Raw genomic sequence first — 13,892 nt, 5'->3', positions numbered from 1 at the left:
ACGGCTCCAGCCGCGCCATCTGCTCGTCCGTCAGCCAATATAGGTCGCTCATGCCCAGTCTCCTCGCAGAGCCTGAATCAGATCGCGACGCTTACATCAATGGGTCCTGACCCTAGGAACGGTTGGATGTCAACGCATCGTAGACATCGCAAATCGCGGCGATCCGCGCAGCGCGGCTGATCGCATCGGTCTTCAGGTTGAATGGATATCCAGAGCCGTCGAGCCTTTCATGGTGATGCCGGCAGACGTCCAGGATCACCGGCGGGGTCGCGGCATTCTGGCTGAGCAGCAGATATCCCTGTTCGGGATGCGTCCGGACTAGGGCGAATTCCGCATCCGTCAGCGAATCCGGCTTTTTCAGGATTTTGTCCGGAACGATCATCTTGCCGATGTCGTGCAGCAGACCAGCGAGGCCGAGATCGAACACCTCAATCTCCGTCATTCCCAATGTGCGGCCGAAACTCGTCATCAGCGCGCTAACGGCAAGCGAATGGACATATGTATATTCGTCACGCTTCTTCAGGCGCGTGATCGCGATCAGCGCGTAGGGATTGCGTGCGATTGAGGTCATCACCTCGGCGACCATCGGCGTGAACGCATCGAGGTCCAGGCCTTCGCCGGCATGGGCCGCGGCGAACAGGCGCTTCATCTCGCGCTTGGAATGCCGGACCATCGCGATGGCATATTCCTGCTCCTCGGCGAAGCTACGGGCGCATTGCAGAGCGAGCAACGACCTCGGCAAAACACGCGCCCCCGCGCTGTCCTGCGTTGCCTCGGGCGGCGGGCATGGCGGCATGGACATATCGAGCGGCTCCCCACGTTCCTCGTCGATGACGATCGCCGGAACGGCACTGTCCCGAATGCGCGCCAGATCCCGCAGGTCCGTCAACCGAAAGCGGGGCAGCCAGAACGGGTGGTCGAACCACGGGCCATCGAACGAATGTATGAACATGCCGAGACGTACCTGGTCCCGCGCGATTTTCCGTAGCATCGCAGCCCTCCTCAGCGACGCGTTCTAGTCCCACGCAGTAACAAAATCATTTCGGTTTGGACTAAAACAATAATAGATTTGAAATTGTAAATATCGGTCACAGATGTCGACCGCGAACGCGGATCACCATCGCTCAAAGATAATCTACAAATCGATGACGAAGCCAGCCTATTGGCCCACCGCTGCTCCGATTAGGGAAGGCGGTCGTGCAAAAAGAGCCGGCGCCGACGGGGATTGCCGAATATCGGCTAAAGCGCTGCTCAGTTGGGAAAAGAAGGGCTGGTCATAACAGAAGTTAGCGCACGTCGTTTGACATATATATATGATGCAGCATGTTGCTCTTCGTTGATGAGGTTTTATGCTGATCGGTCACACTTGGTCGGATTCGAACGGCATTCTGCTGGGTGTCGATGAGCCCGTCGCGGACCTCCTGCAGCGTCGGCGGCGCGATCTCGAGGGCATGTCATATCTCGCGATCACGCATCCGTCCGACAGGGCAAAAAGCGTGGCACTCGTGACGAGCTTGCTCCCTGGGCAGGGTCCGACCGGGATGCGCAAACGCTATCTCACTGCAGACGGCGCAGAGGTTTGGGTGGTTCTGGAGGCCGCGAGAATTCGTGCAGGAACATCGGGCGAACATCTCATCGGCACGTTCATCGTCGCCGGCACCGATCAAAATCCCCGGCGATTGTGGCGAGAGGCCAAGTCTCTACTCGACCTGAACGCCCTGCGTGGCGAAATGCTGGGTGTCGACCTGTTCGCGGATCATTCGTGGACGATCCTCCTGCACCTTTATCTTGCAGAAGCCGAGGGGCGCGCGGCGGACCTTCCCGAACTCAGTCGTTTGATAGCGACGTCGTCGGAGGTCATCTGCCGGTGGGTCACCGCCTTGGTGTCGCGTGGGCTGGTTGATCGCGATCTCGCTAAACCGAGTGTGTGCCAGCTAACACAGCGGGGTCTCGAAACGATTGAAGTAGTGTTGGCTCACAGATCAACCGCTTAGGTTCAGCACGCCTTGTCTCAATCCAAGTGAAGCCGCGCCACGAAGCTGCGATCCAGAGCGGTGGCCGAAAATCGGTGCATGGTGATCACAATCTAAAATGGCTACGCTTTGTAGGCGATCACCATCGGCTTGTGCCTCAGGCCAAGGGCACGATCAGATTCTCGTCAATGAGCCTGTCGAGATATGGGACGTGTTTGTCGGCGTCGCGCGCAAGCCGCCATGATCACGCTGATCGACTGCGACAATTGCTGCGTGTCGTGCGAGCGCGCCTTGGGCGCCAAACTCGTCGGCGTGCCGATGATCGTCCCGTCCAACAATGACGGGTGTGCCATCGCCCGTTCGGCCGAGGCCATGCGTCGCCGTCCGACCAAAGTGACGTTCGCCTAGCAGCTCTCTCCCAATGAAAAACGCTAAGCCGCTGGCCGAAAAGCTGGCAGCTCTCTGCTGCTGCCAACTTGGCTTCACGGTATAGGCTATGATTGCTACACCCCCTGGCTTGCACTGCCGATAAACAGGATCGCCCATCTGGATTTTCAGTTAACAGCAAGAGTTGGCGAGTGGCAGTACCCCGCAGGCCGTGGCTCGCCCCAATGATTGCGGCTTATTTCAATCCAGAGGCCGCGTGACAAATATGATCCTCCCATCATCCAGATTAAAGCGTGGTACGTCGAGACGCTCATAGGAGACCGAGAGCAGCTAATGGTGCAAAATCGACCCGCAAGTGGTGCATTGGCATATTCCTATCTGCGCTTCAGCAGCCCGGATCAGCAATATGGCGATAGCTTGAGGCGACAAACAGCACTCGCAGTAGATTACGCGTTCGAGTTCGATCTCATTCTCGACGATCAGCTGACATATCAGGATTTTGGTATTTCGGGTTTTAGGGGGCAGAATGTTGCGTCTGGGCGCTTAGGGGATTTTCTTGCGGCTATTTCGGCTGGCCTAGTGCCCACCGGAAGCGTCCTTCTCGTCGAAAATCTCGATAGATTAAGCCGGGACAGCGCCCTGAATGCCCAGAATTTGCTTACCCAAATCGTGTTGGCAGGGGTGTCGGTCGTAACGCTTTCTGATCGTCGAACTTATTCCGTCGAGGAATTGCGCCGTGATCCGATGGGTCTTATATTTGCTCTGATAAACTTCATTCGCGCCAACGAGGAAAGCGCAATCAAATCATCGCGAGCCAAGGCAAACTGGGTAGCTAAGCGGGCAACCGCATTGACCAAGCCTTTGACATCGAAGTGTCCCGCTTGGTTGTCGCTCGACAGAACCACAGACCGCTTCGTCAAACTTACTCAACGGGTCGCTGTTGTGAAAACGATATTCGACCTAGCTGACCAAGGAAAATCATTCACCGAAATTGCAAGGATACTCACCCGCCGGAAAACGCCAACGTGGACGGGCCGAGGCCTTTGGGATCGCCACACCGTCGGAAACATTATTACTTTTAGTGCAGTAGTGGGGACTTATGTCCCCCACCACAACGACTACGTAAATGGAAAGATCATTCGGCGGCCGTTGAAGCCCATCCCAGGCTATTATCCCGCTATCATTTCAGTGGAACAGTTCGATCGTGTTCACCGCACAAGACTTGCCAATTACACAAGTGGCAGAAGCGTCATCGGCTATCTTCTCCAGCATCTGGCCGTTTGCAACACTTGTGGCCATTTCTTGTCCATCGTTCGGCGAGCCGAACATGGTCCGAGTATGGCGTGTGCGGCGGCGATCGCGGGCACAAGGGGCCACTACACGGAGGTTCCATATCTACCAATCGATAAGGCGCTGCGCGGTAGTCTGCTGAAGATATTACAATCGTTTCACCTTCCAGAGGAATATGGCTCAAGTAACCGACTGCGCATGGCACAGAACGGAGTAGACCGGACCAGACGCGATCGTTTTGACGATGCTTTCTCCGCATCGAATGGTGACCCAAACGAGCTTGTCCTCCACGCCTTTAGAGCTGCCGAAGACGAAATGCTTGAGGCTGTCGAAAGCTATGACAGCCGCGCAACCCAGCCCCTGCGACGAACGATCGGAATCGCTCTGGAATGCCTGGCCGATCCAGATTTTGGGCCTGTCGAAGCGCGCCTGATTAACCGTGCGCTGAAAGCTATATTCACCAGGGCCGTGATCGACGCTCCTAAGAGGGTCATCAATTTGCATCAGCAAGATGGCGACATACAGTCAGTCGCCTACTAAAATACCGTATGAGGTAGGGCCGCGTTTCGCCGCCGGTTCGCCTGGCCGCACCAAGCCAAGATCGAAACTGCCAATTTACATTTCGATCCTATGCGCTAGGCAATATCCCATACAATGTGACGGAAATTTCCATGGATCACGACACATCGTCAGCAGTAAGCGATTTAAAGCTCCGTCAGCGAGGACGGCGTGGCGGAGCGCCCTTGGGGCGGCCAAGCGCATACCAAGACGTTGGTCTAAAAGTCGACAAGTACCGAAATGTCGTTTTCCCTAATCGCATCCGTCAGCAACGGCTTCTTAGCGGCTTTCCAAAACTATTTTCATTCTGCGTGAAACTCGATGGTATTCCCTATATCAGAATATCAAAGATAGAGCGCGGTGAGGTCTTCGCGAAACCTGAAGAGCTGCGTGCGATCGCAGAAGCGTTAGAGGTAGCGCCCAAGGATTTGTTGCTCGACGTGGACGCAACAGATTTCGATATGGAAGTGTGGTTCTTGCCCTTTGCCGAGGGGGCGTTACTCGACACCGCGCAAGAGTCGGAATTCGCGATGCTTCTCGCGGCAGCGGTACGTGCTCGACGCGCTTCAGACCGCAACCTCACCGCTGCGGCAATGGCTCGCGACTACGCTATTCCTCCCGTCATCCTATCTCGGCTTGAGAATGCGCATAAGGGCTTGGGTCGTTGGAACGATCAAATTGTTCAAAGCCTCTGTCGATTGTTCGGAGCTCGTGACGAGATCGGAATGCGAACCGTTGTTAACGAGCAGCATAAGAAGGGTGAGCTCGAATTATTCCTTGCAGACCTGCCGAACGCGCAGAGCCGTCACGAACGTACGCGCGAACGGATTGCGGGATTAATCAAAGAACTCGATCGCCCCACCTCCGGGCAGCACCAATCTCCCGCTTCGAGTCGAGCTGTTGCTCCAATCGCCCGCCATCTGCCGGTATTTGGATCACCGACCGCTGATGGACTTATTGCGATGACGCCGACCGGTTTACAAATTGAGGCCTTGGCAATCGCGGGTTCGCGGTCGTTCGGCGTTCGGATCGGCAGAGCCTCTTTAGGAGGAGGAATGCCAGGCCACGCCACGGTAATCGTCGATCCGGACAGGTTTCCGCAAGCTGGTGGCCTTGCGTTGGTCAAGGAAGAACACGGACACCGGCTCTTGTCGGTTACGATCGGGAAGGACGGCGCAATGATCGGTTATTCAGTTGCTCCAGCGCGGGAAGTGCCACTCGATGGCCTTGCTCCAGAAGACGTCGCTTCAGTCGTCGCCGCAATCTTCATCTGACCAGCGACGCTTGCAGGCGCTTTTACCGTTGGGGGAGAGAGGCGTGTTTCTGCGCATAATGGACGGCTTGGCCGCCAAGGACGCCCAGCCCAAGACCATCATGATCGATGCGACCTACCTGAAGGCCCATCGCACGGCGTTCAGCCTGGGGGTAAAAAGGGGGATCTCTGGCGCCTGATCGGCCGCACAAAAGGCGGCATGAATACCAAGCTGCACGCGGTCCCGATGCGAACGGGCGCCCGCTCAGCTTCTTCATAACTGCCGGGCAGGTCAGCGATTATACCGGCGCAGCCGCACTGCTGAACGATCTGCCAAAGGCACAATTGGTGCTCAGCGATCGTGGCCATAACGCCGACTGGTTTAGGGACGCTCTACAAGCCAAGGGCATCTAATCATGTATCCCAGGCCGGAAATCGCGGCTCGAACCCGTCAGATACGATAAGCGCCGCTAAAGGCGCCGCAGCCGCATCGAGATTATGTTCGGGCGCCTGAAAGACTAGCGCCGCGTCGCCACTCGCTACGACGGTGGCCCAACCGTCTTCTTCTCCTCCGTCGCCGTCGCCGTCGCTGCCACCGTCATCTACTGGCTATGTTCAACGAGTCCTGACCCTAGGCGGTTGCGCTCAAAAACAGACTGCATCGCGCAGGGAGCGATCCGCATTAAACTGACGGCGCGTTCGGCACCAATGCTCAACATCTTGGCGCAGAACGATTGCACTTGCCACGCCGGCATTCGAAGATACCTTGCCGTTCGAGATGAATGTCCGAAACAATCGTATAGAAGGCTGGAAGGCAATCGGAGCCTATCTCGGCCGCGAGCGAACTACCGTAATCCGCTGGACTAAGGATCGTGGCCTGCCCGTACATGCAATGCCCGGTGGCAGGACGAGGCGTGTCTATGCCCTGAAAGATGAACTGGACGCTTGGCGCCTGTCTCTTCCTCCGACGGACATTACGGCGGCAATATCCGGGGTGCCGGTGGCCGCGCCGGTTGTTCGAGCGCGGAGCAAGTACGCAAGGCTGGTCACATTAATCTGTGCATCGGCGGCCGCATTGATAATCATTGCGACTTTTCATCGTGATAATGAAAAAAGCCTCACCATTCCGCACGATCCTAAACTGGCCCAGAGATTCATCAAGGCTAGGGACGAAATCGCCCGGCGGGATGCGCGCAGCCTTGGCGATGCCACTTCCGATCTCAACGCCATCACGCTGGCCGATCCCGATTTCGCCCTCGCGCAAGCCGGCTTGGCGGACGCATACATACTCGCACGCGAGTTCGGGTCGATCGACGACAGCAATGCTTTCCCGAAGATCGAACAAGCCGCACGACGCGCACTTGCCATCGATCCCGATCTTGCCAGCGCGCATCGCGCGATCGCTTTCGTCGATTACTGGTGGAAGGGGGACGGGACCGCCGCGGCGAAGGGGTTCCGCCGCGCGCTCGACTTAGACGACGAGGACGGCTTCACGCATTTGTGGTATGCCAACATACTGGCTGACAACGGCGATATCGCCGCTGCCGCGCGCGAGTTCGAAACGGCGAAAAGATATCAGCCCGGCGCACCGTCGATCCGGATAGACGAGGCGTGGGCGATCTGGTCGGCCGGAGACGATGCGCGCGCGCAGGCCATGTTGACCGAACTCGCGCAGGAACAACCCATGCTCGCGACGATCTACGATTGTCTGTCTTTCATGGCGCTGGGACGTGGTGATCTGGTCGGATATGCAAGCGAACTAGCGCAGCGGGCGAAATATAGAAACGAATCTGGACTGTCAGCTTATGCAAACGCCGTCGGCAAAGCCGTTGCCAACAAAAACATCGACGCCCTGGCCTTGTTGATGTTGGAGCGCGCACGCAACAGTGAGAGCGGCAATCATTCGGATTTGTCTCTCGAGGCATTTTTCGAAAGTTCGCTGGGCCGTAGAGCGGCGCTAATCAACCTGCTGTCCCAAGCCGAAAGTCGGCACGAGAGGTGGTCGGGAGCGGGCTTGCGCCTTCACATCGCGCGGCGCTGGCACAACGATTCTGAGGTGATGCGACTGCTTCGGCGTCGTACCCCGCCACCACTCGTCTAAAGGACGGCCGGATCATCGGCCTTTCTATCGATCGGCCCTTACTTCGGTGGCAGCAATATCGTCGTTCCGCCATCGGGCGATTGGGTCGATTTGTCAGGAAGACCGGATGGTGCCGCCTCATTTTTCGGATCGCCCTGATCCCGCAAGGCGCCGGCCAGTTGATTGGCCGGGCCGTTTGGATCACCAAGCCCAAGGCTGCTCGACAGCGGCCGGCCCGTCACCGCATCGCGCATGGTAGGTCGATTCGGATTGACCAGCAACAGCAGGCGACCCTCCGCCGTCACAGGGGTGCCGGTGTTTACAGCTGCGCCCGGGTTCAAGCGCCGCTCCGCCAGATTCCGGCATTTCGCCGTCTTTGCCGCCGCTTCGGCCGGGTCGCAGCGGTCGCGACCGACCACCGGTTCGATTGTCACCGCCTGTTTGTCGGGCCGTTTTGGCATGTCCTCGGTTTCGGGCAGCGGTCGCGCGCCTGCACCGTCGGGTTGCGGAATGACGAGGTTCGAGACGCGCCCGGCCTTATGGTCTCGTGCCGCCGTATCCGACAACTGATCTAGTATGATCGGGGAACTGGTCTTGTCGGTACCGGTTTGCGCCACGGCCGCGCTTGCGCACAACAGCCCGATCAGCGGCGGTGAGGCAATCGAAACGATCCATGGTTTCATTTGCCCGCGCCTGTCTGCACGATCATGACGGGTGCAGCGCCGACACCCTGCGCCATCGAAAGCACTAGGCCATGCCCTTGCTGCACCACGTCGCCCCGGCCATTTCCGTTTTGCTCAAAGGTCAACGCATTGTCCTGCCCGTTCTGCAAGATCCGTAGATCGTTGGCCGAACCGTTCTGCGCAAGCGTGCCGACATTGCGCGATCCACTTTGATACGCGGTGAGCGAAGAATCGCCCCCCGACTGGCTCAGGTCGAGCGCATTATCCGTACCGATCTGATAGGCAAGGACGGCGTTATTGCCCATCCCGCGTTGATCGAGCATCGTACTGTTGCCGGAACCGGCCTGATAGAGCGCGGCCTCGGCCTGCACGCCCTGCTGATCAATATGGGCGATGTTATTCGCGCCCGACTGATCGACCGTTGCGTGGAGCTGGGCGCCGTTCTGCGTGACCGCAGCCTGATTGCCGCTGCCATTTTGTCGAACCATCGCATTTTGAGCAGGAGCGGATTGCGAAACCGACACTGTGTTTCCGCTGCCGGTCTGTTCAATCAGCGCCTTTGCGATCGGGCCGATCTGCTGCACGAATGCGGGGTCGGTTTCCGGACCGGCCGCGGCAAGCAGCCCGAGCGAGATGAAAACGATGGGGGACATGGTCCTAACTCCTTGGACGACAGCGCGACCAGCGTTCCGGATCGCAATATAACGGACATCATTTTGATTGGAGGCTGGCGTCTGCGGAGAATGGGCTTCGGTGAAACTAGATCAGGGAGGGCCGAAGCCCTCCCCAAAATGTCAAAAGGCTCAGTGCCCCTGCGTGACGCTCGACGTGTTGCCCGTTCCGTTCTGGGCGACATGTGCCCACGTATTGGCGAAATATTGCCCGACCGCCGAAGCATTGTACGAGCCCGACTGCGTGACATCGGCGACGTTGCTATCGGCCGTCTGGTTGAGCGACGACGTATTGTAATAGCCAGCCTGCGTCACCGTGCCGGTGCCGTTGGTGCCTGACTGGCTCACGTTGGACAGACCGTAGCCACCGGATTGTTGCGTCTTGGCCTGATTGGTTCCGCCGTTCTGAGTGACGTAGGACTGGTTGGAGACGCCGGACTGCACTGCGTAGGCAACATTCCCGTAATTGCTCTGGTTGATGCTCGCGACGCCACCGGTCGAGGACGTCTGGTAGACGCCGGCCGTTTGGTACGAGCCAGACTGCGATACGGCCGCGTTGTTATACGAGCCACTGTCCTGATGGATGAACGCATCTGCTGCGGTAGCGCTCTGGCCGACATTCGCCGTGCTATTCTGCTCGTAGCCGATCTGTACGATGGCGGCGCGTTCCCCAGCGTTGGTCTGATTCACCGTAGCGCGATTGTAGCCGCCTTCGGTTTGCACGATATAGCTCGCACTTTCCTGAAGCGGATTGCTGGGGCTGTTGATGCCCTGTGAAGTCATCGCCTCGACCTGAGCCTCGTTCAGGCTCGCGAGCGAACTCGCCAGCGCATTGCCCCCGGAAACCGACCCGGCACCATTGACTGCGCCGATATTACCGGAATGCGATGGGGTGCTAGTGCCAGACTGCGACGTGCTGGCGATGTTCTGCGTTCCGGTCTGATACGTGAATGCATCGTTGTTCGCACCCGACTGGCTGGTCGACGCCGTGTTGTTGGCCGACTGCAGCGTGAGTGCGCGCTGCCCCGCGCCGCTCTGCGATACAGATGCAGTGCTGCTATTGGCGTTGTTGCCGTTGAAGCCCTGAACGATCACGCTGGTATTCTGCGCGAGAGCACCGTCGGTGTGATCCTGATTGGTAGTTGCCGTGTTGTTATCGCCCGCCTGATCCACCGACGCGGCGGTAGCGGCGGATGCCTGGGTCACGTTGACCGGGTAGGTCGGATAGGTCTGCGCCGAAACAGAGTTCGCGGCCAGGAATGCGGCCGCCGAGATCGTGGCGAGAATTGCAGTTTTCATTGGTATTCCCCTGATTAGAGTTTTGCCTGCTTTAAAAACGGTGACCGTCCCAAAGAACTCTCGTTCTTGATCGCCGCTATTCCGGAAATCCATTAAGCGGATTTCAAGAATCTCTTTTCGCGTAAGAAATCAAATCACTTTGATCCTTCCGCTATCGAACCGATGCTTCATTTCTGCGATTCCGGAGATTTCCGAACATTTGTGGGAATTGCTCCGGGCATCGGGGTTTGCATTGAGACGGACGCAGGCGGCTTGGCAGCTGCCGCTTTCGCCCGGCGAACGCGCTCGCGCTCAGCCTCGACGGCAGCCGGCGAAATGACGCCGTCTCGCTCCTGACGGTATCGCCAGAGGAGCGGCCATCCTGCCTTCTGATCCTGGAAGGACCAGAGTTTTAGGTCCACGCCGTCCATGACGAGGGCGTAGACCGCCTTCTCGATCGCCTGACGCAGCGCGAGCTGCCCCGGCTCGTTCGTGGTGTAGCCAAGTTCGCCCTGAAGAATTTTGTCCGATGCGACGTATGCGAAAACGTTGAAGTTCACCGCCACGGACGTGATCGTCTTCGACGTCGTCACCGTCGTCAGGATTTCACCGGTCTTGACCGAAACGGCGCGCAGATAGACCGTGACGGTATCCTGCTTGTATTTGCCATCCACGCCGATGCCGAGAATGTTGGCCCCGGCGCCACTGGTCAGCGTGTTCGTATCGTAGCTGATCACCCCGCCTTCAAGTAAAACGCCGGCGAAGAGCAATGCGGGCAGCGCCTGGGGATTGACGTTCAATTCCCCCAGATACCGGGCGCGCATCTCGGTGATGATCTGGCGTTCGTTCAGCAGATCCTTGAGCGATTCCCGCTCGACCACGGTGAACCACTTTCGTTCCCCCGCATCCTGCAGCGCCTTCACGAGAATGGAGGTGCCGCCCTGAGTGATCGCGCGCGACAAGGTCTGCCCGTTCTCGACTTTCTCGAACTTGCCAGTCTGATCGGTGAAGCCGTAGACGGCCACGGAGATCGCGCGTGACGGCAATGGCAGTTCGTTGAGCGCAACCTGCGTCGGGGTTTTCGCCGGAAAGATCGGCGATCGCGTCATCGTGGCGCGGGGCGCCATCGATGCGCAACCCGACAGCGCGACAGTCAGAAGAGCGGCGACCAGCAATCGAAACTTCATGGCGCTTACTTGCCGACCGGCGTGGCGACGAAGGTCGGGACCACGATCTGGGTAGAGACACCGTTCGGATCGATGATCACGATCGTGATGTCGGTCAGCCCACGGGTGAAATTGACGGTCGTGCCGCCGAAAGAGATGGTGCCCGATTGCTGCGGATTGTTGCCAAAGATCGCGTTCGACACCTGCTGCGCCACCCCGGCCAGGATCGTGCTCTGCAACTGCGCGGCGAATTGTTGCGCCTGGGTGGGCGGTGTGGTCGAAGATGCCTTGGGCAAAAATTGGTTTTGAGCGTTTGCAATAGCGAGCAGTTGCGACGAGTTGAACGGATTGCCGCCAAATGCAGGATTGATCGGCGTATAGACGAGTTGCTGGGCTGGGGCGCCGCCTGCTGCCAACGCCGCAATGATCGCCGCTAAACCGATCAGACCCGCCCTGTGTGGCCGCGCTCGGACATTAGCATCCGCCACCATGTTCCTCAACATTGCCCCTGCCCCCACCTTGACGCTCGGTTTCCACCGATCCGATTGATGAACGCATCGTTAACGTAGTGGTCAAGGGAGTCGCATCCCCAATTCAGGGGATAATCATAGGTTGTCTCTCTATAAAAATCTGCAGTGTCTCATATCTGAACAAAATCTTAAATCACTGTGCAGTTGACGCAAATGTCTAATCTGCAAGATCATCGATCCGCGGTGCTATATTTCTGGCAGTGTATTTTATTTCACTATCTACCCAAAACTGGTGATAAGTATTTCCTTATTGTCAATTACACCATTCTTGCGACCCACGGTCTTCACTTGAAGGCCGAACTGGCCCCCGAATCGCCGCTGGCAATCCGGGGGCTCTTTTTTCCCGTTCATGTCATGGCGACAGATTCGAGAATAAAGACACCAGTGATGATTGCCGCGTCGATCCCGTCTTGAGATAAATCTGCTTCAGGTGCGATCGAACGGTATTCAGGGAAAGTTTGGACGATGTCGCGATCCCGGCCGGAGAGCATCCGTCGGTCAATTGGCGCGCGATCCGCGCCTCGGTCGGGGTGAGATCGAACATCGCCTGCAAAAGAGCGTAATCCGGGAGCGCCCGCCGCTGCGGATCGGCGATCAGAACGATCGCCGCCGATCCCGAAAAAACGTCGCGTGCGGCACCGGAAATCGGCATCAGATGCATGACCATAGAACCGGATCGATCCGCGTTGGGAAAGGGCAGAGACCTTCCGCGGCGATGCGCGCCCAACTCGTCTAGCGCATCGGACAGAAGCCGGTCCGCATTGGGATCGCGCAGCCTCAATCGGTTGCGGCCGCCGCCGATCTGATCGCCAAGATCGCGTTCAAACAAGTGGTTGGCGTTTTGGACACGCCCTCGACCGTCGAGCAACGCCGCGCCGGTGCCGATCACTTCCAGCGCATCCATTGCACCCCGCCGTCGCTCGTTGATCATTTGGGTACTGAGTTGAACCGCGCGCGCCAGATGTGGGCGCAATCGATCAAGCGTATCGACGGCCCCTTGCGCCGCTTCGGGCGACCGGAATGCCTCGATCGAAACGATCAGCTCCTCCTCCGCCAGTCCGTCGATCATGGTTGCGGCGCCCGACTGGAAACCGCGCGGCGACAGGAAGTCGCGAAACATCGGCAGCGTGTCGATCTCGTCCTGCGTGTGGAGGTCGAGATCGGTGAGGAAGCCCGCGTGCGGCTCGCGCGCGACATACCGTGAAATCCGCGTATTCTCGGCCGGCCATCCCTGGGCGATGAAGTCCGCCGCGACAGGCTCGATATCCTCGGAACACATGTAGCGGAAATCGTCGGGTCGGGTGCTCAGCAACATCCCCCCGCGTGCGCCTACGTCGCGGCTGATCAGGTCGAGCGCGTGCGGCCAACGCTCGGGCAGTACGCCCGCTTCGTACACCGCATCGATGACGCTTTCGAAGCCCGACCCGTTGTTCATTCACGCTAACTCCAAAACGACGCCAATGCCGGCCAGGCATGGCGCCCATCTTCGTGTCATCTTCGGCTATGTAATTTGATCCAGTGAGCGGACGCTCGCGGTCAACACCTCGGAAGTGCCGAAGCTTCGAACGCAGCCGGGTGATCGGCAAGTCGCAAGCCGTTGCATAATGATGTATTTCGCAGCAAGCAGCATCGATGGCTCTGTCAGACCAAATGAACCGGTCACAAGGGGGGATAGTGCTGTCAGTCTAATGCGAACTTTTTGTTTGCGACGAACCACGATTGGGAGCGCCAGTGGCTTTCCGTCCCTGACCCCAATCCACATCGTTCAAGCGGGATCTTATCCGGCACAAGGCGATAGTGCCCGGTGCGACCAGAGTAGCCGGGGACCGCGAGCGGCAATCCTCAGGCGCCGGGGTCCACCAGCTCGGTAATTTCCTCTCGTGCGCAGACAAACCATTCGACTTGTACTGCAACCAGAGCAAACGTGTGCCTACTGAATCGCGGCCGGGAATGAGGCCGCCCGCCCCGCCGATGCGAGATCGACGGGGCTGTGGATGGTGGGAGCGGCAAGCGTGCCGCTCGCC

Annotated in this window: 12 protein-coding genes and 1 pseudogene; 6 read left to right on the top strand and 7 right to left on the bottom strand. The window is 58.3% G+C overall.

All coding sequences use genetic code 11. The annotated features are described in order from the left end of the window. Positions 1–112: 112 nt before the first annotated feature. Positions 113–991: a cyclic di-GMP phosphodiesterase gene (locus U1738_RS20115; protein WP_332790816.1), complete on the bottom strand. Its 879-nt coding sequence runs from the start codon at positions 989–991 to the stop codon at positions 113–115. A gap of 358 nt (positions 992–1,349) precedes the next feature. Here U1738_RS20115 and U1738_RS20110 point away from each other — a divergent pair, with 358 nt between their 5' ends. From U1738_RS20110 to U1738_RS20085, 6 genes and pseudogenes are all read left to right on the top strand, one after another. After that, complete coding sequence (locus U1738_RS20110) at positions 1,350–1,994, top strand: PAS domain-containing protein (RefSeq protein WP_332790815.1); 645 nt, start codon at positions 1,350–1,352, stop codon at positions 1,992–1,994. 219 nt (positions 1,995–2,213) lie between these two features. Further along, positions 2,214–2,381, top strand: a complete 168-nt coding sequence (locus tag U1738_RS20105) for a hypothetical protein (protein ID WP_332790814.1) — start codon at positions 2,214–2,216, stop codon at positions 2,379–2,381. 342 nt (positions 2,382–2,723) lie between these two features. After that, positions 2,724–4,190: a recombinase family protein gene (locus tag U1738_RS20100; protein ID WP_332790813.1), complete on the top strand. Its 1,467-nt coding sequence runs from the start codon at positions 2,724–2,726 to the stop codon at positions 4,188–4,190. Positions 4,191–4,321: 131 nt separating this feature from the next. Next, on the top strand, positions 4,322–5,482 hold the full coding sequence (locus U1738_RS20095; protein WP_332790812.1) for a helix-turn-helix domain-containing protein: 1,161 nt from the start codon (positions 4,322–4,324) through the stop codon (positions 5,480–5,482). A 34-nt stretch (positions 5,483–5,516) separates the two neighbouring features. Continuing rightward, positions 5,517–6,072, top strand: a pseudogene (locus U1738_RS20090) (IS5 family transposase); the annotation flags it as partial. 154 nt (positions 6,073–6,226) lie between these two features. Continuing rightward, complete coding sequence (locus U1738_RS20085; protein ID WP_332790811.1) at positions 6,227–7,561, top strand: hypothetical protein; 1,335 nt, start codon at positions 6,227–6,229, stop codon at positions 7,559–7,561. A gap of 38 nt (positions 7,562–7,599) precedes the next feature. On the opposite strand, the gene U1738_RS20080 is transcribed toward U1738_RS20085, so the two are convergent. From U1738_RS20080 to U1738_RS20055, 6 genes are all read right to left on the bottom strand, one after another. Continuing rightward, the gene (locus U1738_RS20080) at positions 7,600–8,223 is read right to left on the bottom strand and encodes a hypothetical protein (RefSeq protein ID WP_332790810.1); all 624 of its coding nucleotides are present in this window, start codon (positions 8,221–8,223) and stop codon (positions 7,600–7,602) included. Continuing rightward, the gene (locus U1738_RS20075) at positions 8,220–8,876 is read right to left on the bottom strand and encodes a hypothetical protein (RefSeq protein ID WP_332790809.1); all 657 of its coding nucleotides are present in this window, start codon (positions 8,874–8,876) and stop codon (positions 8,220–8,222) included. The genes U1738_RS20080 and U1738_RS20075 overlap by 4 nt, the downstream gene beginning before the upstream one ends. Before the next feature lie 150 nt (positions 8,877–9,026). Then, entirely contained in the window at positions 9,027–10,193 is a 1,167-nt protein-coding gene (locus U1738_RS20070) for a hypothetical protein (protein WP_332790808.1), read from the bottom strand. Positions 10,194–10,360: 167 nt separating this feature from the next. Further along, a complete protein-coding gene (locus U1738_RS20065; RefSeq protein WP_332790807.1) occupies positions 10,361–11,347 on the bottom strand; it encodes a CsgG/HfaB family protein in 987 nt (328 codons plus the stop codon). 17 nt (positions 11,348–11,364) lie between these two features. Continuing rightward, positions 11,365–11,829: a curli assembly protein CsgF gene (locus U1738_RS20060; protein ID WP_332790806.1), complete on the bottom strand. Its 465-nt coding sequence runs from the start codon at positions 11,827–11,829 to the stop codon at positions 11,365–11,367. A gap of 391 nt (positions 11,830–12,220) precedes the next feature. Next, positions 12,221–13,303, bottom strand: a complete 1,083-nt coding sequence (locus U1738_RS20055; RefSeq protein WP_332790805.1) for a helix-turn-helix transcriptional regulator — start codon at positions 13,301–13,303, stop codon at positions 12,221–12,223. Positions 13,304–13,892 lie beyond the last annotated feature (589 nt).

Source organism: Parasphingomonas caseinilytica (genome assembly GCF_036663755.1).
Lineage (GTDB): Bacteria > Pseudomonadota > Alphaproteobacteria > Sphingomonadales > Sphingomonadaceae > Sphingomonas.
This window is presented reverse-complemented; position numbering and strand designations above follow the sequence as displayed.

What these genes read in the sequence shown, in the direction of transcription:
- U1738_RS20115 (WP_332790816.1), bottom strand. Translation starts at nt 991, where the DNA reads ATGCTACGGAAAATCGCGCGGGACCAGGTACGTCTCGGCATGTTCATA.
- U1738_RS20110 (WP_332790815.1), top strand. Translation starts at nt 1,350, where the DNA reads ATGCTGATCGGTCACACTTGGTCGGATTCGAACGGCATTCTGCTGGGT.
- U1738_RS20105 (WP_332790814.1), top strand. Translation starts at nt 2,214, where the DNA reads ATGATCACGCTGATCGACTGCGACAATTGCTGCGTGTCGTGCGAGCGC.
- U1738_RS20095 (WP_332790812.1), top strand. Translation starts at nt 4,322, where the DNA reads ATGGATCACGACACATCGTCAGCAGTAAGCGATTTAAAGCTCCGTCAG.
- U1738_RS20080 (WP_332790810.1), bottom strand. Translation starts at nt 8,223, where the DNA reads ATGAAACCATGGATCGTTTCGATTGCCTCACCGCCGCTGATCGGGCTG.
- U1738_RS20075 (WP_332790809.1), bottom strand. Translation starts at nt 8,876, where the DNA reads ATGTCCCCCATCGTTTTCATCTCGCTCGGGCTGCTTGCCGCGGCCGGT.
- U1738_RS20070 (WP_332790808.1), bottom strand. Translation starts at nt 10,193, where the DNA reads ATGAAAACTGCAATTCTCGCCACGATCTCGGCGGCCGCATTCCTGGCC.
- U1738_RS20060 (WP_332790806.1), bottom strand. Translation starts at nt 11,829, where the DNA reads ATGGTGGCGGATGCTAATGTCCGAGCGCGGCCACACAGGGCGGGTCTG.
- U1738_RS20055 (WP_332790805.1), bottom strand. Translation starts at nt 13,303, where the DNA reads ATGAACAACGGGTCGGGCTTCGAAAGCGTCATCGATGCGGTGTACGAA.